18 protein-coding genes are annotated in these 19,319 nt (G+C 39.0%); 16 read left to right on the forward strand and 2 right to left on the reverse strand.

The genetic code is table 11. The features are described from left to right. The first annotated feature begins 136 nt into the window (after positions 1 to 136). The 6 genes from RT261_RS04460 (at position 137) to RT261_RS04485 (ending at position 8,914) form a co-directional block, all read left to right on the forward strand. Complete coding sequence (locus RT261_RS04460) at positions 137 to 1,264, forward strand: glycerol dehydrogenase (RefSeq protein ID WP_313129855.1); 1,128 nt, start codon at positions 137 to 139, stop codon at positions 1,262 to 1,264. A 10-nt stretch (positions 1,265 to 1,274) separates the two neighbouring features. After that, positions 1,275 to 3,041 carry a dihydroxyacetone kinase subunit DhaK gene (dhaK, locus tag RT261_RS04465; protein ID WP_313129858.1) on the forward strand — a complete coding sequence of 589 codons (1,767 nt, stop codon included), beginning with the start codon at positions 1,275 to 1,277 and terminating at the stop codon, positions 3,039 to 3,041. A 451-nt stretch (positions 3,042 to 3,492) separates the two neighbouring features. Beyond that, entirely contained in the window at positions 3,493 to 4,419 is a 927-nt protein-coding gene (locus RT261_RS04470; RefSeq protein WP_313129860.1) for an alpha/beta hydrolase, read from the forward strand. Between the two features lie 262 nt (positions 4,420 to 4,681). Beyond that, positions 4,682 to 5,740, forward strand: coding sequence for an endonuclease/exonuclease/phosphatase family protein (locus RT261_RS04475; protein ID WP_313129861.1), 1,059 nt, complete (start codon positions 4,682 to 4,684; stop codon positions 5,738 to 5,740). 568 nt (positions 5,741 to 6,308) lie between these two features. After that, positions 6,309 to 7,553 carry a DUF6070 family protein gene (locus tag RT261_RS04480; RefSeq protein ID WP_313129863.1) on the forward strand — a complete coding sequence of 415 codons (1,245 nt, stop codon included), beginning with the start codon at positions 6,309 to 6,311 and terminating at the stop codon, positions 7,551 to 7,553. Between the two features lie 92 nt (positions 7,554 to 7,645). After that, positions 7,646 to 8,914 carry a DUF6070 family protein gene (locus RT261_RS04485; RefSeq protein WP_313129865.1) on the forward strand — a complete coding sequence of 423 codons (1,269 nt, stop codon included), beginning with the start codon at positions 7,646 to 7,648 and terminating at the stop codon, positions 8,912 to 8,914. Between the two features lie 90 nt (positions 8,915 to 9,004). Here the strand turns inward: RT261_RS04485 and RT261_RS04490 are convergent, their stop codons facing one another. Both RT261_RS04490 and RT261_RS04495 read right to left on the reverse strand, forming a co-directional pair. After that, positions 9,005 to 10,801 (reverse strand): BlaR1 family beta-lactam sensor/signal transducer, encoded by a 1,797-nt coding sequence (locus RT261_RS04490; protein ID WP_313129868.1) that lies wholly within the window; start codon positions 10,799 to 10,801, stop codon positions 9,005 to 9,007. Position 10,802: 1 nt separating this feature from the next. Next, complete coding sequence (locus RT261_RS04495) at positions 10,803 to 11,189, reverse strand: BlaI/MecI/CopY family transcriptional regulator (RefSeq protein WP_313129870.1); 387 nt, start codon at positions 11,187 to 11,189, stop codon at positions 10,803 to 10,805. A 159-nt stretch (positions 11,190 to 11,348) separates the two neighbouring features. On the opposite strand from RT261_RS04495, the gene RT261_RS04500 reads away from it, so the two are divergent. The 10 genes from RT261_RS04500 to RT261_RS04545 all read left to right on the forward strand — a co-directional run bounded on the left by RT261_RS04500 (position 11,349) and on the right by RT261_RS04545 (position 18,941). Beyond that, complete coding sequence (locus RT261_RS04500; RefSeq protein WP_313129874.1) at positions 11,349 to 12,599, forward strand: serpin family protein; 1,251 nt, start codon at positions 11,349 to 11,351, stop codon at positions 12,597 to 12,599. Between the two features lie 26 nt (positions 12,600 to 12,625). Next, the gene (locus RT261_RS04505) at positions 12,626 to 12,889 is read left to right on the forward strand and encodes an alpha/beta fold hydrolase (protein WP_313129876.1); all 264 of its coding nucleotides are present in this window, start codon (positions 12,626 to 12,628) and stop codon (positions 12,887 to 12,889) included. Between the two features lie 169 nt (positions 12,890 to 13,058). Next, positions 13,059 to 13,631 (forward strand): hypothetical protein, encoded by a 573-nt coding sequence (locus tag RT261_RS04510; RefSeq protein WP_313129879.1) that lies wholly within the window; start codon positions 13,059 to 13,061, stop codon positions 13,629 to 13,631. A gap of 149 nt (positions 13,632 to 13,780) precedes the next feature. Beyond that, on the forward strand, positions 13,781 to 14,422 hold the full coding sequence (locus tag RT261_RS04515) for a CatB-related O-acetyltransferase (protein ID WP_313129882.1): 642 nt from the start codon (positions 13,781 to 13,783) through the stop codon (positions 14,420 to 14,422). Positions 14,423 to 14,443: 21 nt separating this feature from the next. Next, positions 14,444 to 15,967, forward strand: a complete 1,524-nt coding sequence (locus RT261_RS04520) for a Y-family DNA polymerase (RefSeq protein WP_313129884.1) — start codon at positions 14,444 to 14,446, stop codon at positions 15,965 to 15,967. Continuing rightward, the gene (locus RT261_RS04525) at positions 15,964 to 16,383 is read left to right on the forward strand and encodes a hypothetical protein (RefSeq protein ID WP_313129886.1); all 420 of its coding nucleotides are present in this window, start codon (positions 15,964 to 15,966) and stop codon (positions 16,381 to 16,383) included. Before RT261_RS04520 ends, RT261_RS04525 begins: the two co-directional genes overlap by 4 nt. Positions 16,384 to 16,599: 216 nt before the next feature. After that, complete coding sequence (locus RT261_RS04530) at positions 16,600 to 17,253, forward strand: helix-turn-helix domain-containing protein (protein ID WP_313129888.1); 654 nt, start codon at positions 16,600 to 16,602, stop codon at positions 17,251 to 17,253. Positions 17,254 to 17,258: 5 nt separating this feature from the next. After that, positions 17,259 to 17,501 carry a hypothetical protein gene (locus tag RT261_RS04535; protein ID WP_313129891.1) on the forward strand — a complete coding sequence of 81 codons (243 nt, stop codon included), beginning with the start codon at positions 17,259 to 17,261 and terminating at the stop codon, positions 17,499 to 17,501. Positions 17,502 to 17,552: 51 nt separating this feature from the next. Then, on the forward strand, positions 17,553 to 18,179 hold the full coding sequence (locus tag RT261_RS04540) for a hypothetical protein (protein WP_313129893.1): 627 nt from the start codon (positions 17,553 to 17,555) through the stop codon (positions 18,177 to 18,179). A 51-nt stretch (positions 18,180 to 18,230) separates the two neighbouring features. After that, a complete protein-coding gene (locus RT261_RS04545; RefSeq protein WP_313129896.1) occupies positions 18,231 to 18,941 on the forward strand; it encodes a nitroreductase family protein in 711 nt (236 codons plus the stop codon). The last annotated feature ends 378 nt before the right edge of the window (positions 18,942 to 19,319 follow it).

The raw sequence follows: 19,319 nt of genomic DNA on the forward strand, positions 1-19,319 counted from the left end.
AAATTGATTCACTTGTGAAAAGTGAAAAAATAAAGAATATTTTCACTTTTATCGAAACAGTATCACAGGTAAGCTTAAGAATTGTATGGGAGCTTGAAAGCTGCAAACAATGGTTAAGGTATGAAAGGAGTTACTTATGAGAAAAGCATTTATTTGTCCATCAAAATATGTACAGGGAGAAGATGAGTTGTTAAATCTTGGTTACTTTGTTAAGGAATTCGGAAAATCAGCGCTTCTGATTGCACATCCGGAGGATGTTTTAAGAGTGAAAAGCAAATTGGACGCTACGGCAGAAAAATTTAAGATTACTTTTGTGGAGAGTGGATTTTGTGGAGAATGTTCCAGAGTTGAAGTAGAGCGCTTGCAAAAGCTTGCAAAAGACAATGGCTGTGCATGTACCATTGGTTTAGGCGGAGGTAAAGCCATTGATACGGCGAAATGTGTGGCAAAAGGCGATAACCTTATTATCGTTCCCACCATTGCGGCAACGGATGCACCGACCAGTCATTCCGCGGTACTCTACACCACGGACGGTTCCTTTGATGATTATGCTTATTTTAAGCAGAATCCCAATGTAGTACTCATTGATACGGCAGTAATTGCAAAAGCGCCGGTGCGCTTTCTGGTATCCGGTATGGGAGATGCACTTTCGACCTATTTTGAGGCAAGAGCAACTGCAAAAGCCTATGCGAATGTGAATGCCGGCTTACCCTGTGGTTTCCGGGAAGGAGCTTGTAAAGAGGCCAAGGGAACGAACGCAGCATTAGCTTTGGCAGCCTTATGTTATCAAAGCCTGTTGGCAGATGGTTACAAAGCAAAGACTGCCTGCGACAACAACATGGTAACGGAAGCGCTGGAAAATATTATTGAAACCAATATACTTTTGTCCGGCTTGGGATTTGAAAGTGGCGGCCTTGCTGCGGCTCATGCAATTCACAATGGATTAACGATTCTGGAAGGCACCCATAAGTATTTTCATGGTGAAAAAGTTGCATTTGGTACCATTGCACAGTTGGTTTTGGAAAATGCACCGGAAGAAGAATTGAATGAGGTAATGGATTTCTGCGAGAAGGTAGGACTGCCAATCTGCCTGTCGGATATCGGTGTTGATTTCATTTCTCCGGAAGAACTGATGCTGGTGGCAAAAAAATCCTGCGCGGAGGGTGAGTCCATCTATTCCATGCCTTTCCCTATTACGGAAGAAGCAGTAGCGGCAGCTATTATTACGGCTGATGCTTTGGGTAAGGCTTACAAAAGACGATAGAGGTGATGATATGAAGAAGATTATTAATAGACCGGAAACCTTTGTGAAGGAAATGTGTTATGGTATTGTATCTGCGCATCCGGAATTTGAATTTATTGATAAATATAAAATTATCAAAAAGAAAGATATAGATAAAAATAAAGTTAGTCTCATCAGCGGCGGTGGCAGCGGACATGAGCCTGCTCATGCAGGTTTTGTCGGCAGAGGCATGCTGGATGCTGCTGTATGCGGAGATGTATTCGCTTCTCCTTCCCAGATCCAGGTATATCAGGCTATAAAGGAAACGGCAAGTGATAAGGGGACATTATTAATTATTAAAAATTACAGCGGCGATATGATGAACTTTAAAAATGCAGCATATCTGGCCAGTGAAGACGGTATTTTGGTAGATTATATCAAGGTTGATGATGATATTGCCGTTCAGGACAGCTTATATACGGTAGGCCGCCGGGGTGTTGCAGGTACGGTACTGGTGCATAAAATAGCAGGTGCCTGCGCGGAGCAGGGAAAGAGCCTTGGTGAAGTAAAAAAGGCTGCTTTAAAAGCAGCACGGAATGTGAGGAGTATTGGTTTTGCCTTCAGCTCCTGTACGGTTCCGGCAAAAGGAACCCCAACCTTTGATATAGGGGAAATGGAGATGGAATATGGAGTGGGAATCCACGGAGAACCCGGCATCAAACGGGAACAGATTGCAACTGCTGATGAAGTGGCTTTACGAATGGTATCTGCCTTACTGGAGGATTTGAAAGTGGATGGTTCCTCTGAGGAAGAGGTTGCATTATTGGTGAACGGATTCGGAGGCACTCCATTGCAGGAATTATATTTGCTTAACAATGCGGTAACCCGGGAGTTAGCGAAGAAAAATGTAAAAATTAACAGGACCTTCGTGGGAAATTATATGACCAGCATTGATATGCTGGGAGCTTCGGTTTCTATTATGAGGCTGGATGAGGAACTTGCGGATTTACTTTCCGGGAAATGTGATGCTCCCGGTTTTAAAGTAGATGGTCCCGTTGAAAAAGCAGTATATTCAGAACGGGTTGCCGCCAGTGACGAGACCAAGGAGGTTTCTTATCAATGTGAAACGGATGATTCTTATTCCGTTATACGGGATGGCAGACTATCCGCACAAAATCTCTTCTATATCCTTGATAAAATGAGCGAATGTATTATAAAGAATGAAGTGCCTTTTTGTGAACTGGATTCTCATGCCGGAGATGGCGATTTTGGCATGAGTGTGGCAAAGGGCTTCAAGCAGTTAAAAAAAGAATGGAAGGAAATTCTTCATACAAAAGCGGATACCATCGGAGGCTTCTTAGACGCTTGTTCTATGATCATTATGGAACATTGCGGCGGTGCTTCAGGACCGATTTGGGGTTCTGCTTTCCGGGCAGCCGCAAAAAGTGCAGGAGAGGAGACCGCTCTGTCAATCACTGATTTTGCTGAAATAATGCAGGCAGCCGTGAAGGGAATTCAAAGTACGGGAGAGCGTTCTTTTGGCAGAGGTGCAGTTGTTGGTGATAAAACATTAATTGATGCACTGGTTCCCTGTGCCGACTCCTGGACAGAAAGTGCCATGCAGGGTCTTGATTTTAAAGCAGCTTTTGAAAGGTCTGCCAAAGCTGCCGTAGCAGGTGCAAAAGCAACAGAGAATATCGTGGCGAGAATGGGACGTGCGGGAACTGTTGGAGAAAGAAGTTTAGGGTATCCTGATGCCGGTGCTTATGCTCTTGGCGTAATATTTACAGAAATAGCAGAAAATTTGAGTATAGCATAATAGGCTAAACCATATAAATATGATATAATAAAAACGGAATGAGGTATTTGCATGCTTGCATGAAAATACCGATTGGAGTGCCAAGATCATGAACATGCTTCAAGTTCATGATATAATAAAAACGGAATGAGGCATTTGCATGCTTGCATGAAAATACCGATTGGAGTGCCAAGATCATGAGCATGCTTTAAGTTCATGATCTAATGAAAGCATATTGAGCATGATGCGAGCTACTCTCGGTCATGCGATCGGAGCTGGAGATCATGAATATGCTTTTTATTAATGATATAATAAAAACTTAGTGAGGTAATGTAAGCTTGCTTGCAATTTCCGAACGGAGTGCCAAGATTAAGAACACTTTTTTTGTTCATGATCTAATGTTATATAGCCAGCTCAATAGTTTGTCCTGCTCTTAGGGCTTATTACATTGAAGGTAAGGAGAGGGTATCATATGCTATCAGAAAAGTTTAGTTTTCAATCAGGTGACGGAGCAAATGTTTTTGTCTATAAGTGGAGTCCTGATCCCGGTACAAAAATCAAGGGTGCTGTTCAAATCGCCCATGGAATGGCTGAGACTGCATTTAGATATGAAGGGTTTGCTGATTTGCTAACAAAGAATGGGTATATTGTTTATGCCAATGATCACCGGGGACATGGAAAAACAGCAGGAAGCCTTGAAGACATTGGATATCTGGCTGAAGCAGATGGTTTTGACTGGTTAGTGAAAGACATGCACCAGTTAACAACCATAATAAAAAAGGATCATTCTAATCTACCGGTATTTTTATTTGGTCACAGCATGGGTTCCTTTGCTACTCAGAGGTATATTATGCTGTTTGGCAGGGAATTAAAGGGGGCAATTCTTTCTGGTTCCAGTGGAAGAGCAGCACTTTTACATAACTTTGGATTTCTTGCTGCCAGCAGAGAAGTGAAAAAGAATGGCAGAAAAGCAAAAAGCGAGAAAATGAACCAGCTTTCCTTCGGAAGTTTTAATAATGCTTTTAAACCGAACCGTACTGAATTTGACTGGTTAAGCAGAGATAAGGACGAAGTTGATAAATATGTAAAGGATCCATACTGTGGAGGAGTCTTTTCTGCGGGATTCTTCTATGATTTTATGAAAGGTCTGAAAGAAATTGATAAGACAAAAAATATTGTCTTGATACCTAAAGAACTGCCCATCTATATCTTTTCCGGAGACAAAGATCCTGTCGGCGGTGCCGGAAAAGGTGTCAGGAAGCTTTATAATGCCTATAAAAAAGCAGGTATACAGGACGTTACTTTGAAGTTATATCCTGACGGCAGGCATGAAATGCTGAATGAAATTAATAAAGATGAAGTTATGAAGGATGTAATAGAATGGCTTAATTTGAAATAAAGGCAACATTAGTGTACTTTTTTCCATAAAAATATGCTTCTCCTTGTAATAAACGGTTTTTTACATTTAAGTGGTTTATTACAGGGAGGCATATTATTTTTCTTCACGCTGGAGGGTTCTTTTTGCTTTACTAACCCTGAATTATTTACCATAATCCATCCGACGGTGTTCAATACCGTATAATTATTGGTTTGGGTGAATGAACTGAAAATAAATATATCGGAAAGGAAAATATATGGACATTAAGAAGGAGAAAAAGATTATGAAAAGAATCAAACGAATTGCAAAATGTTGTGCTGTAATCATCGTCATACTTTTAGGGTTATCTGCGGGAGGCATTGCATTTCTTACCATACGTGAATATCGTCCTTCTGCCGTGGAGACACTTTCCACATCAAGGGGAGATAAGAAAATAAATAAAGATACGGAATTAACAGTTATTACATATAATATAGGTTATTCCGCTTTAGGCAGCACAGAGGACTTTTTTATGGATGGAGGAAGAAAAGTAAGGCCAGACAATAAGGGAGTTGTAGAAGAAAATTTATTAGGAAATGCAAATGTCATGAAGAGTAATCCTGCGGATATTTATTTTCTTCAAGAAGTTGATATAGATTCCAAACGTTCTTATCATATAAATGAAATGCAGTACTTAGAAAAAGCTTTACAAATGCCGGGCATGTTTTCTTATAACTTCAAGTGTGATTATATACCCTATCCCATTCCGACAATTGGACATGTAGAAGCAGGATTAGTTACTTTAACAGATTTAGAAGTAAATTCGGCTTCACGAATTTCACTTCCTGAATCTTTCCGCTGGCCCCTTAAGATATGTAATCTAAAACGTGCTCTTCTTGAGACTAGAATCCCAATAGAGGGTACAGAGAAAGAGCTTGTATTATTTAATTTACATCTGGAAGCTTATGACAGTGGAGAAGGAAAGATTGCGCAAAGTAAAATGCTGGCGGATATCCTTGAAAAAGAATATGAAAAAGGTAATTATGTTATTGCAGGTGGAGATTTTAATCAAATGTTTGAAGGATATAAGCAATATCCAATATTAGAACAGGAAAATTGGATGCCTGGAATTATTACAAAGAAGGATATACCAGATACATTTTCAATTGCAGTGGATGATAGTATCCCTACATGTCGTCTGTTAAATGAACCATATACGGGCTCCTATGAAAATTCACAAATGTATATCATTGATGGATTTATTGTATCTAATAATATACAAGTAGAGAATGTAAATGTTATACCTACAGAATTTCAATATTCAGATCATCAACCGGTAAAGTTAACCTTTACATTTAAATAGTTAAACAAACTGAATGATATGGCAGTGGGGTGGAGAGAAGCTCTGCTGAATAATGGGCTTTTGCTAAAATGTATCGCTTTTTTCGGAAAAGTATGATACTTTTTAGTAGAAGCCTTTTATATTAACTTGACTTACAAATATTACGGGTGTAATATTTATGCAAGTGCAGCAAGTACTAAGAGTTATTTTTTTGTTCTTAAATCTTACAAATGTAATATCTAGTAGGAGAGAATCGCTGAACTTTAAAAATATAATATCAGACATCCTTTGATACGGATGCTGGAAATATCAGTTTTGAAAATGAAGCATTTTTTCTTAAGGGGGAGATGGTTATAAGCTGATATGGCAGGATTCACTGATCTTCCTGGAACTGAATGCATCAGATAAAGTTGGGGTTTCCATAACACAGGCGAATAGGAGGTACTGCAGAGATTAAGGCATCCAAAGAAGATACATCCGGTAGGGAATTAGAGATGGTTTGCTATTTTTACTGCAGAGGATACGGTAGAGCGGTCGATTATGATTGCCAGTATGATAGAAGACGTAAAAGGAAGAGGAGAAAGCGGTTATGTTGTGGAATAAGACAAACAGGTTTTGGAAGATTAGTTTAATAGCAATTAACGCTATGTTATTGCTAAATGTTTCGGGGTGCAGCGATGCACCCCAAATGAAAACACAAATTATAGAAAATAAAAGTGAAGTACCAATTTCCCCACAGAGTAATCCAGAGGAAGAAGAGAAAATTGTAAAAATCTACAGAGATCTTTATAAAAAATTTGCAGCAGAAAAAACATGGTCTGATTTGGAAATGATACGCAGTATTGTAAGTCGGTTTGGAGAAAAAGGATATCCAGCGGTTGATAGCAGAAGCCAAGTTGATATGGTCTGTACGGAGCAGGTAATCCGATTCTGTGAAAAGGTAGATGCGAAGAAAGAAGATAAACTTACAATCATAGAAGTCATTAATTTAGATGCATTTGTAATATATGACTTACAAACGAAAGATGGCAATGTGGATGTGGTCAAAAGCTATTACGAATATGAAAATGAGGATATGCAGAAAATATTTACAGGTACTTACACTGCTGACGACTGGAACTATACGGAAGACGGATATTTAATGTTTTCAGGAGTTTGCTTTTCGGAAGAACTATATGTTCTTACTTTAAGCGGGGCAGAGGAACATACTGCATTTCGGGTGCAGCCATTAGATGAGAAATGCAGGGAACTGAATCGAAAGTATCTCCTTCCCATTGGTTATGAACGCAATAATATGTTCCTTGTAGATTGGAGTGAAGAGGATTTTGGAGAATTAAATTTTTACGATTTATATGACATCTTCTATCCGAAAATAAATGAACAACCCGTTCCCTATGTCACAGATGATAATTTAGGAGCCGGTGCGGTTTATCGAATACCAGAGGATGAATTTGAAAGTGTTATTATGGCATACTTCAATATCGACAGTGAGACACTACAGTCCAAAACAACCTATTATTCAGAGGAAGCAGCCTATGAATATAAGCAGAGAGGATTCTACGAAGCAGAGTATCCTGAGTATCCATATTCAGAAGTAGTCGGGTTTACAGAAAACAGTGATGGAACAATAACGCTTATGGTTCATGCAGTATTTCCTTATGCGGGAATTTCCAAAGTGTATGCCCACCAGGTTGTGGTTCGTCCTTTAGAGGATGGAGGGGTGCAGTATGTATCTAACCGGATTATTCCTTCTGAAAACAATTATGCGGAAACATGGCACACACCACGTTTGACAAAGGAAGAATGGGAAGAGGTATATGGAGGATACGAATGATGGAAGATGTGAAACGGTTTATTAGAAAATTTGGATTTTCCTTCTTAAAGAACCGGAGCTACCACCAATAGCAAGAACGGAAGGAGGATGTTATGGTATTAAAGAAAAAATGTATGCTGCTGATCATGGTGTTACTGCTTGGCTGTTTAATGTGTGCTTGCAGAAAAAAAAATGAAATTTTAGAAGAGCCTCTTGTGGAAGATGCTGGAGAAGCTGTTTCTACGGAAGAAATGAAAAGTGCAGAAGAGGAAGCAGCAGTACAATGGGAAAAAGGTTATGACCTTCCGGTAGATGATAGTGAAAGAGAAGAAGCGGAAGATGACTGTAAAAAAATGATGGAACTCATTTTTGATATTTATGAAAATGCAGACAAGGGGGAAGCGTCCAATGTTGCTCTTTCGGATGAAACGGTTTTTGAGATGCAGAATAAAATCAAAGAACTGGGATATCCGGTTACTGCAATGGTGGCATATTCTAATATGGAAAATTATGAGGGTGTGAATAGTTTCTTTGAAAAATGTATGAAAGGAAAAAGCGGTTCGGTAGTAGTTTACGAGTTATATAATGATGGTGGCATAGGAAGAATGAAATACATTTTTGATGGAACGGATATGTATGTTTTAGGTGCAAGATCAGTATGGAATGAGGAGAATAGTCAAGGAATGGCATATGTTTCCTATACCAGAATTAATGAATGGAAATACACTGATAAAGGCTGGTTCTGCTATGAATTGTGCGTTCCAGAACCATCAGAAGTCAGTGAAATTGTTAATGGAAGCTGTTTGGTCAGAATAAAACCGATGACTGAAGAGCAACAGGAAATGTCTGAAAGATGTGTAAGAGGATTAGGATATCAGGGAAATAATCTCTTATGTTCCAATTGGGACACAGAACATGTGGAAGAATTAGATTACAATGGAATGTATGAATATCTGTATGAGATGAAATATCAGGGAAAGTTTAATTCTGAGGATTATCCAAATGGAATACCGGGAGAAGACTTTGAGAGTTTGATAATGGAGTATCTTCCGGTAACAGCAGAGCAGATACGAGAATATGCTGTATTTGATGAAGAAAACCAGACTTATGAGTGGGTACGATTAGGCTGCTTCAATTATGCACCTACTTTTTTTGGAACTTCTTTAGCGGAGGTTACTGATATAAAAGAAAATGAAGATGGAACTATTACATTAACGGTAGAGGCTGTATGCGATATGGTTATCTGTGATGACGCAGTTATTACCCATGAACTTACAGTGCGGTTTGCTGATGATGGCAGCTTTAGGTATTTGGGTAATGTAATTCTGAATGATGGAATTAAGGACATCCCGGATTACCAATACCGTGTCCGTGTGGAGTAGTTATAAATAGAGGAAGAAATACAAAAGTTGATTGACGAAGAATAAAAAAATCGGGTAAAGGTCAGTGTATTGGCCATTTACCCGATTTTGTTATTTCCAGATATTCAGGTCAGAGAGAATTTCTAATGTGATTTCAGAAGCATTGAGTCCAGAAGCATTGCCATCAGCTTTGATATTTGTGGCAAAAAAGTATGTGTTGTCAGCAGTTTCTATATATCCCACAAACCATCCATTCGTATCATGACCATCCACACGTCCGGTGCCTGTCTTTCCATAAAAGGTTCCGGTTTTGGAAGAAGAAAGGCAGATGGAGTCTTTTACTGCATTGATGTTTTTTGGGGTGAAGCCGAAGTTATTAGTATGCAGTTTCATCAATAGTTCGACCTGCTCTACTGGGGAAATCTTCAACGATGATTCCAGCCAATAGGTGGATAAATCGCCACTCATATTTTTATTGCCATATTCAATTTCTTGAATATAGTTAGAAACAGAGGCTGCCCCAAGTTGTTCGTCTATTGCCTGGAAATACCAGTTTACGGAGGAATACATTGCAGACTGTAAGGTCTGATCAGCGTTCCATGTTTCGAATGGATAGGTCTCCCCATTCCATGCTATTAAGGAGTCATCTGGCGTAATGACACCTTTTTCTAATCCAAGCAAAGCATCGTATATTTTGTAGGTGGAGTTTGGTGCAACTCGCAGAGTAGCATCCTCTATATCGTGTATGCTCCAAGCGTCATTTTCCAAATCATATAAAACAAAACTTCCTTCATATTCTCCAAAATATGTGGAAAGATCCACATAGGAGATATTCTGAGAAAAGGCTTTCCATTGGTAATGGCTGATATCTGCTGCGTATGTAGATAAGATTGGTGCAAGCCCCAGAAGAAGAACAGCAGTCAGCATAAAAGCAGTCATGCCTTTTAGTCTTTTGAAAAATGTCGGTTTCTCATAGGAGGCGATGTTAATAATACGCCGCTTTAGCTGTTTCATATTCCCACCAAGACCGGCAGCGAATGGAAAAGGAGTAAGTGATACTTTCTCTGCAAAGTTAATCAATGTATTACCATAATCCGTGTAAGAATCTTCTTCAAGCATCTTTAAAACGGAAGTGTCACAGGCTACCTCTCTGTCATTACGCATTTCTTTCAGAGCATACCAGACAAGGGGATTAAACCAATATAGGATTCCAGTCAGGTTCATCAGATAACTGGCAAGAGCATCCTTGTGTTTATAGTGCTGCAGTTCATGCAAGAGCATATACCGCATATCCGATTCCTTATAATCTGATATTAAATGAATCGGCAAATAAATACAGGGTTTCAGAATGCCCACGATAATAGGGGATTTCAAAAAAGCGGTACTGTAGATAGAAATCTCTTTTGCTATCCCCATTTCTTTCAAACAGTGATGATACAATCTGTGAATCTCCTGATTCTGAAGAGGAAGTGCAGATTTCTCCAAGGTGTGCAAACGGAGCGATGATCTTATTACTAATACAATCATCCCAAGAATGCCCACAATCCATATCCCCAATAATATGAACCCGGTAACGGATGGTGTTTCGCTGTTCATGGAAAGGGTAAAATCATTCATCCAAGTTGCTGTTTCGGTTGGATTTATACCCACAGCTTTTTCCATAACAGTTCCGGTATTGGACACAGGAGAATTTCTCAGGTTTCCAAGCCATAAAAATATCTGCGGAAATCCGATTGGACGGAACGGTATAAAGGGAACCACCAATAATCCAAGTAGTAGAAACCATAAATCATACTGCATCCGGCTTGACAGGTTGCTTCTGAATATCTGTTTGACGATCAAAAGAATTCCGATGATACCACTGATAAAAACATTGCATATTAAAAAGCGTATCATAAAATTAGCCATGTTAATTGCCTCCTTTTTTTGACCTCTTGGAAAGAAGGGAACGTAAGTGTTCTATTTCTGTTTCAGACAGTTTGTCGTTTTCTATGTACGCAGACAGCATGGCAGTGATATCCCCATCATAATAACGCTCCAGAAAAGAATTGCTTTCCTGACCAATATATTCGTTTTCTTTCACCATCGGGGTATAAACAAATACACGGCTCTGTTTTTCATAGGACAGAACGCCTTTGGTTACAAGACGTTTAATCAGGGTCTGTATTGTCTTAGGGCTCCAGGTTGTAGTCTGTAATAATTTCTCTGTTATTTCATTTGTACTGATTGGTGCATGTTTCCATACGATTTTCATAATTTCAAATTCCGCTTCAGAAATCTGTGGCAAATCACTCATTTCAAATTCCTCCCTAAATCTTACGGATGTAATAAATGTATTATAGATGTTAGGTGTGCAGTTGTCAAATAAAGAAATGAACAAATCCACGCAGCAAAGGCAGATTAACTTGGAACTCTTATCCAAGGACTATCGTCTAATCACTAGGAGGTGTTTCATATGAAAAAAATAGCTTTACTGCTTGCACTAATGCTGACATTAACAGCTTGCAATAGCAGTACAAATCTAATTGCCACAAATTTAATGGCAGGTGTTAATAAGAATGACATTGCTCCAATCGTCGTTGACAAACTACAGGAAAACAGCGCTGACAAAACAACGGAAATTGTTGATTTTTCCCTTGATATTTTTGAGAAAATACACGAGGATGAAAACACACTTATCTCACCACTCTCTATCATTTCCGCCCTATCTATGACGGCAAACGGTGCGGAAAAGGAAACACTTGCCCAGATGGAGGAGGCTTTCGGTACAGATATAGGTAGTCTGAACGAATATCTCTATGCCTATAAATCTTATCTCCCCACTGCCGATAAATATAAGGTAAGCCTTGCCAATTCCATTTGGTTTAAGGATAAGGAAAATTTGATTGTAGAGAAGGAATTTTTGCAAACAAATAAGAATTATTACGATGCCGAGATTTATAAAGCTCCCTTTGATGATAGTACAAAAAATGATATTAACGCTTGGGTAAATGAAAAAACAGATGGGCAGATTAAAAAACTTTTAGAAGAAAAGCCTCCCGAAAATGCGGTAATGTACCTTATCAATGCACTGTCTTTCGATGCTGAGTGGCTGAGTATTTACAAGGACTCCTCGATAAGTGATGGGGAGTTTACTGCAAAGAGCGGCGATAAAAAGATGGTTGATTTTATGCACAGTACCGAATATGGCTATATTGAGGTACCGAATGCCATCGGATTTTCAAAGCCTTATGCAGATAATAAATATTCCTTTGTGGCATTATTACCTGACGGGGGACTTGCAATATCGGATTTTATGGCCTCAATAGATGGCAAAACGCTAATTGATGCCATAAAAAAACAAAGCAATGAAGAGGTAAATACCTTTATGCCTAAATTTGCATTTGAATATAACAAAGAGCTTTCCGAAATATTGAAGAAACTGGGCATAAGGGATGCTTTTGATGGGGATATTGCGGATTTCAGCTCACTTGGGCAGTCCAGTGCAGGAAATATTTTTATAAGCCGTGTTATCCATAAAACAAAAATTGAGGTAGACGAAAAAGGCACAAAAGCAGGTGCTGTCACCGCCGTAGAGATGAAAACGGAATCTGCCCGTCTGACAGAACCTAAGATGGTCAATCTAAATCGTCCGTTTTTCTTTATGATAGTGGATAACGAGTTTAATATGCCGATTTTTATGGGTGTTTTAAACGATGTAAAATAATAAGAGAAGCATCTTTGTTCTTTCTTTTGGAAAAAGCGGAATATCCGCATGAAATCACACTAAGAGCCAAGGAGGCAGCTGATATTAGTGAATGGGTCTATGAAAATTATCAGCATCAGTACTATGAGGCAGTAATTGGACATAGCCTTGGTGGGATTATTGCATTACAATTAGCAGTAAAATATAAAATGAAGTTTGGTAAGTTAATTTATTTGGATACGAATTTAAAACCAGCTAATGAGTTTTATAGGAATCTGATGACTCCAGAACATATGGATGAAGTATCATAACAATGCTTCAGGAGGAAAGGAAGTTTTATACACCAGAACTATTTGAATCAATTCAAAATGAATATGACTTTACAAATTATTTGCAGGAAATTACTCAAAAAGTATATGCCATATATGGTGACAGGAACCAGGCAGAGTGCCAATTAAACTGAAGGGGGAAAAGTAAAAAATGGCAAGAGTTTATGGAATTAAAAAGAAGTTGTTGTTAAATAATATTGATGAAAAAACAATAAAAGAAATCATCGGCAACGAAGATTTGGTAGATATTATTGCGCGAATGGAGAAATTGCTTGATTCCGATATGATGCAAGAGATTTTAGATTCATGCGCTTGTGGAGGCGGACAGGAATTTTTAAAACAATGTAAAAAGATTGGAAAAGACCTAACTGGTAAATCATTAGATGAAAAGGTAAATCATCTGAATAGCAACATTTTTGATTCAGAAAAAATTATTCTCAACGGGAACAATTTATTGACAGGAACTCTTTCATACAAAGGAAGTGAAAAATACAAATGCGTCTGTTCCGCAGCCGTGAAAAAGGGCACGATGGTTTCTGATCTTACAGACGATGCTGATGATCGCGCTATGCCGCTTTCTTATTGTTTTTGTTGTGCCGGCTCATTTCGGCGCCACTTACAGCTGCAACTGGGTGTTGTGCTGAAAACAAAAGAAATTGTTTCATCTCCAATTAACAGTAAGGGGCAAAAACCTTGTGAGTTTATTTTTGAGATAATTCATTAGGAGGTGTTTTACATGAAAAAACAGCTTTACTGCCTGCACTAATGCTGACTTTAACAGCTTGCAACAGCAGTACAGATCTAACTGCCACAAATTTAATGGAAAAGGGTGTAATGCCTTATAAATAGAGAATTTGAAAGGAGCTAACATCAATGGATAAATTACCAGATTCAAGCGTAATACACCCAGTGCCGGGCTTTTCCGTCACATACGTCAAACCGACGATTACCCGCCCCAACATCGAGGTGGGTGATTTCACATATTACAGCGGCGAGAACTTTGAAGCGCAGGTCACGCACCACTATGAGTTCTATGGCGACAAACTAATTATCGGGAAGTTCTGCCAGATTGCCGAGGGCGTGACTTTTATCATGAATGGTGCGAATCATATGATGAACGCCGTCAGCACATTTCCGTTCTATATCCTTGAAAACTGGGAGCAGGATACGCCGTCACTTTCCGAAATGCCTGTTAAGGGCGATACGATTATTGGTAACGATGTGTGGCTCGGACAAAATGCAACGATTCTGCCAGGTGTTCACATAGGAGATGGCGCGATAATTGGGCTTAACAGCGTGGTAGGAGGCGATGTCGAGCCCTACACCATTGTTGCAGGCAACCCGGCAAAGCCGATACGTAAACGCTTTGACGACGAACTTATCGGCTTGCTGGAAGAATTCAAATGGTGGGATAAACCTGTCTATGAAATTCAAACGCTGATACCGCTTCTGTCTGACAGCAATTTGGAGTTAGTAAAGCGGGAACTGAAGAACCGGATGAGTGACACATTTTAGGGAGGCCACCGGAAAATAAATATGAAGAACAGAACTTATTTTGCGATTGATTTAAAATCTTTCTACGCTTCGGTTGAGTGTATGGAACGAGGGCTTGATCCCCTAACCACGAACCTAGTTGTTGCTGATGCAAGCCGCACCGAAAAAACTATTTGTCTCGCCGTTTCTCCCTCTCTCAAAGCATATGGTATTTCCGGTAGACCAAGACTGTTTGAGGTCGTGCAGAAAGTCAGGGAAGTAAATTCGGCACGGTTACAAAAAGCACCAGGGCGGGCCTTTTCTGGTACTTCCTTCAACGATACGGAATTAAAATCTTCACCGGGAACCGCGCTGGACTATATAATTGCTCCGCCTAGAATGGCGCATTATATAGAGTACAGCACGCAGATTTATAATATTTATTTGAAATACATTGCGCCCGAAGACATCCATGTCTACTCTATCGACGAGGTATTCATTGATGCCACCGATTATCTGAACACCTACAATCTTTCAGCCCGTGAGCTTGTCACGAAAATGATTCTTGATGTTCTTAAAACCACCGGTATCACAGCATCAGCAGGAATAGGCACAAACTTGTACCTTTGTAAGGTTGCTATGGACATTCAGGCAAAGCATATTCCGAAGGACCAAAATGGCGTACAGATTGCTGAATTGGACGAAATGAACTACCGACACTTGCTGTGGTCACACCGGCCCCTAACAGACTTTTGGCGTGTTGGAAAAGGATATGCCAGAAAGCTGGAGGAACGAGGTCTCTTTACCATGGGAGATATTGCAAGATGTTCTCTCGGTAAGACCAACGATTATTACAATGAGGATTTATTGTACAAGCTGTTTGGCATCAATGCGGAGCTGTTAATAGACCATGCGTGGGGGTGGGAGCCATGTACAATTGCTGATATTAAAGCATATAAGCCAAGTACAAACAGCATTGGATCGGGGCAGGTACTGCAATGTGCCTATACCTTTGACAAAGCGAAGCTGATTGTGCGTGAAATGACCGATCTGCTGGTACTTGATTTAGTGGATAAAAGGCTTGTGACCGACCAGCTTGTTTTGACAGTTGGATATGATATTGAAAATCTGACAAATCCGAAGATAAAGAAATTATATGTCGGTCCAATCACCATAGATCATTATGGACGTTCTGTTCCGAAATCTGCCCATGGCACTACCAATCTTGGCAGGCAGACCTCATCTACCAAGCTGATTATGGACGCCGTTACTGAACTCTTTGAGCGCATCGTTGACAAAAATTTGCTGGTCAGGAGAGTTAATATTGCAGCGAATAATGTTGTTGATGAGCGAACCGTTCAAAAGGCGGACAACTTTGAACAACTTGACCTCTTTACGGATTATGTGGCTGCGCAGGCTAAAAAAGAGGAAGAAAAAGCCGAGCTTGAACGAGAAAAAAAGATGCAGAAAGCAATGTTGGAGATAAAGAAGAAATACGGCAAAAATGCCGTTCTAAAGGGTATGAATCTGGAGGAAGGTGCTACCACGTTAGATCGGAACAAGCAGATTGGAGGGCACAAGGCATGACAAAGATATATAATGATATTATTCATCTACCGCACCATGTCTCTACCACATGCCCACACATGTCAGCCATTGACCGGGCAGCTCAGTTTTCTCCCTTTGCAGCATTGACCGGATATGATGCCGCCATCAAAGAAACTGCAAGACTGACTGATGAGAGGGTAGAATTGGATGAATATAGGAAAGACATTTTGAGTGATAAGCTGCAAATCATTGCAGATCGGATTAAAGAGCATCTTGAAATTGCAATAACCTATTTTCAGCCTGATGAAAAGAAGAATGGCGGTACCTATGTTACTGCTATCGGTACAGTTAAAAAGATAGACGAATATGAGCGGATCGTTGTTATGATGGATAGCACTACGATTCCCATTGATGAAATAATCAGCATAGAGGGGCAGATATACGAAACTATGTAGCTTCAATCCAGTGAGAAGTGAATAACTAGCAAAATCCGAAGGATTTCGCTAGCCTGAGACAAGAGCATAAATAGTAATTTGCCGCTGTGTTTATAGACTGAATTCCCACGGTTTTGGGCAATGTAAAGTCAAGTTGCGTAATTGTAAAGCTGATGTGGTGGCATTAGAATGAGTTTTCTATTACAATGAAATCATCAAATCGAAGGAGGATTTCATATGAAATTAGCAGATAAAATATTAAATCTTAGAAAGACATATGGTATGTCCCAGGATAACTTGGCTGAGAAGCTGAATGTTTCCAGACAGGCAATTTCTCGTTGGGAAATGGGGACAGCACAGCCTGACACACCTAATGTGTTGCAATTAAGTAAGCTCTTTGGTGTTACGACTGATTACCTGTTGAATGATGATTATGAAAGTGACCGTGATGTACCGGTTGTGAAAGAAACCGAAATCACAACAAAGGCCGAAGCCAATCGACAGTTATCATTTATTCTTCTAACGGGTCTAAATGTTATGATTTTATTTCATCAGTTGATTGCTTGCTTTGTCCTTCAAAATGCCATTTTCTCTTTAGCTGGAACGATGCTTAGTATCGCTGCAGTTGTCGGCTTTGAATTTGGATATAGATATCGTAAAATTGCACCTGAGTCGGAAAGTGCAAAGAAATACTACTACAAATTCTATGTTATTGCCTTTTGGCTTGCAGCATATTTTCCTATTAGACTACTGGCGAATGTAGCAATGATGCTGTATCCTCGTTCATACTCTGGTCTTGTATTTGAGATTATTGTGGTGTTGGTATACTTGTTAATCTCAATTCTTGTTACGCAGTTGATTAAGAAAAAAGCCATACTCGAGAAGAAATAAAAGATATGTTTGGTTCTGTAAATTATAAAATTACTTCGATTTTCGTCAATAAAGAGAAAGATAAAATAATAAATAGCATTGAAGCAAGCACTGACTGGAACTTCAAAGATGAAAGTTTGTTAGGTATGGTGCATTATGATGATGTTCCTCTAAATGGGGAGTTGAGCGATTTAACAGCCAGATTCTATATCAAGAAAATTGATGAGAATCATATAACTTTAGTTTTTTTAGATTTACATGTCATGTAGTTTTAAAAGTATGTTCTCATAATTCAGCAAATCGGAACAGGAGATTATTAAATGAAAGATATTGATTATGAAAAATTAAGAGATTATAAAGCCGGTACATATAAAACCATGTCTTTAAAAGAAAAAATGGACTTTCTCAATGGTGTACATAGGGAGGAAGTGGAAATTTTTGATGAAGAGGGAAAGGATATGGATACCCTTCAAGACTTTTGGGACATAGAAGATGATTTCTTAAATAATCCTCAGCAATTTTCGCTTAATGATATTTTATCGTTTATAAATATGTTAGATGATTGGTGTTTTGAACTTTCGTGGATGGAGCAAGTTGTGGATATTATTGTAAATATAGCATGTTTTTATAGAATAAACGGAATTGTGTTTTTACTTTCAAATCTAAAGAATGTCCCGGAAAAAGGACGGCTATTCGGACAGTTTAGAGTTATGCAGAGATTATTAGCAGAAAATATATATCCGACAGTGAAAGAAGCTGTTAAGCAGATAAATCCATCTGACAGAATGTTGGTGCTCTACATTTTGGAAGGAGAGCCTGCACCGCCTAAGCCAACGAAAAAAGGGGAAAGAAAGCACTTACCAAAAGTTGCAGGAGAAAATGCCTCCGACATTCTCAAGCAAGAAAACGCTGAATTGGTATCGATTATTTCCAATTACTACCACTAAAATAAAAGAAAATATTAAGGCAAATAAATAAGAATAGTCGGAGGTAATTTCATGGGCAGTGCAATAGAAAATAGAGTTTCACGGAGAAAGTTTGAAAAGGAACCGATTACAGATTGGGAAAAAGAAAATATTATTTCTCTTATTAATCAATTAAATGAAGCATCCGGTTTAACCATGGCATTCATGGAGGATGGAAGCAGTGCCTTTGGGAAGTTAAGAAAAAGCTATGGGTTATTTACCAATGTCCGTTCTCTGATATTGATGAAAGGCAAGAAAAGCGATAAGGATTTGAAGGAAAAAATCGGATATTACGGAGAAGATTTAGTTCTTGCTATAACTGATTTAGGTCTTGGAACATGTTGGGTTGGAGGCACTTTTGATAAGGATGAATTAGCTATTAATAGTGACGAGGAATTGGCTTGTGTTGTGGTAGTAGGCAAAGTGGCAGCTCCTTCACTGACAGAAAAAATGGTACGGTCAGCTACACATAGAAAAGTAAAGAGTATGGAAGAACGAATCATAAGCAATCAGCCTTTGCCTCAATGGGTACAAAACGGAATGAAAGCTGTACTATTTGCACCAAGTGCCAAAAACACACAAAAAGTAACGTTTAAGTATGAGAACAACATTTTAAGTGCTCAAATTGTGAATGACTATTCAATGGATTTAATTGATTTAGGTATTGCAAAGAAGCATTTCGAGATAGGAGCAATGGGGAAGTTTGAATTTGGAAATGGAGGTATCTTTCAAAAAGACTCCTAAGACTAAAATCTTTGGTGCACTGAGGAGTTCAGATTGTTGATTTATGCTTCGGCGGTTTCCAATAAAACAGCACATATCTTTTTCTTATGTATGTGCTGAATATTTATGGTATAACAGGCAAACGCAGAAAAACTACATACCAAGAAGCACGAGACTGTTTCAAATTCTGTGTTTTAGATTTTTGGTGCTTTAATTATTTTAATAAACCACGAATTGCCGTAAAGGCTGGCCCCCTTGCCTTGACCGCATTTCATGGATTTTTGAGTATTATCATTAAGCACAAAATGAGCTCCGTTTTGGGGGGAGTATCTATGAGTATGTACAAAATTATTTTGCTGCCCATATTTCAATTTCTAATTTTATCTCTTCTAACCCTAA

Origin of the sequence: Anaerocolumna sp., from assembly GCF_032079385.1 — a bacterium.
Classification (GTDB): domain Bacteria; phylum Bacillota; class Clostridia; order Lachnospirales; family Lachnospiraceae; genus Anaerocolumna.

What these genes read in the sequence shown, in the direction of transcription:
- RT261_RS04460 (WP_313129855.1), top strand. Translation starts at nt 137, where the DNA reads ATGAGAAAAGCATTTATTTGTCCATCAAAATATGTACAGGGAGAAGAT.
- dhaK (WP_313129858.1), top strand. Translation starts at nt 1,275, where the DNA reads ATGAAGAAGATTATTAATAGACCGGAAACCTTTGTGAAGGAAATGTGT.
- RT261_RS04470 (WP_313129860.1), top strand. Translation starts at nt 3,493, where the DNA reads ATGCTATCAGAAAAGTTTAGTTTTCAATCAGGTGACGGAGCAAATGTT.
- RT261_RS04475 (WP_313129861.1), top strand. Translation starts at nt 4,682, where the DNA reads ATGAAAAGAATCAAACGAATTGCAAAATGTTGTGCTGTAATCATCGTC.
- RT261_RS04480 (WP_313129863.1), top strand. Translation starts at nt 6,309, where the DNA reads ATGTTGTGGAATAAGACAAACAGGTTTTGGAAGATTAGTTTAATAGCA.
- RT261_RS04485 (WP_313129865.1), top strand. Translation starts at nt 7,646, where the DNA reads ATGGTATTAAAGAAAAAATGTATGCTGCTGATCATGGTGTTACTGCTT.
- RT261_RS04490 (WP_313129868.1), bottom strand. Translation starts at nt 10,801, where the DNA reads ATGGCTAATTTTATGATACGCTTTTTAATATGCAATGTTTTTATCAGT.
- RT261_RS04495 (WP_313129870.1), bottom strand. Translation starts at nt 11,189, where the DNA reads ATGAGTGATTTGCCACAGATTTCTGAAGCGGAATTTGAAATTATGAAA.
- RT261_RS04500 (WP_313129874.1), top strand. Translation starts at nt 11,349, where the DNA reads ATGAAAAAAATAGCTTTACTGCTTGCACTAATGCTGACATTAACAGCT.
- RT261_RS04510 (WP_313129879.1), top strand. Translation starts at nt 13,059, where the DNA reads ATGGCAAGAGTTTATGGAATTAAAAAGAAGTTGTTGTTAAATAATATT.
- RT261_RS04515 (WP_313129882.1), top strand. Translation starts at nt 13,781, where the DNA reads ATGGATAAATTACCAGATTCAAGCGTAATACACCCAGTGCCGGGCTTT.
- RT261_RS04520 (WP_313129884.1), top strand. Translation starts at nt 14,444, where the DNA reads ATGAAGAACAGAACTTATTTTGCGATTGATTTAAAATCTTTCTACGCT.
- RT261_RS04525 (WP_313129886.1), top strand. Translation starts at nt 15,964, where the DNA reads ATGACAAAGATATATAATGATATTATTCATCTACCGCACCATGTCTCT.
- RT261_RS04530 (WP_313129888.1), top strand. Translation starts at nt 16,600, where the DNA reads ATGAAATTAGCAGATAAAATATTAAATCTTAGAAAGACATATGGTATG.
- RT261_RS04535 (WP_313129891.1), top strand. Translation starts at nt 17,259, where the DNA reads ATGTTTGGTTCTGTAAATTATAAAATTACTTCGATTTTCGTCAATAAA.
- RT261_RS04540 (WP_313129893.1), top strand. Translation starts at nt 17,553, where the DNA reads ATGAAAGATATTGATTATGAAAAATTAAGAGATTATAAAGCCGGTACA.
- RT261_RS04545 (WP_313129896.1), top strand. Translation starts at nt 18,231, where the DNA reads ATGGGCAGTGCAATAGAAAATAGAGTTTCACGGAGAAAGTTTGAAAAG.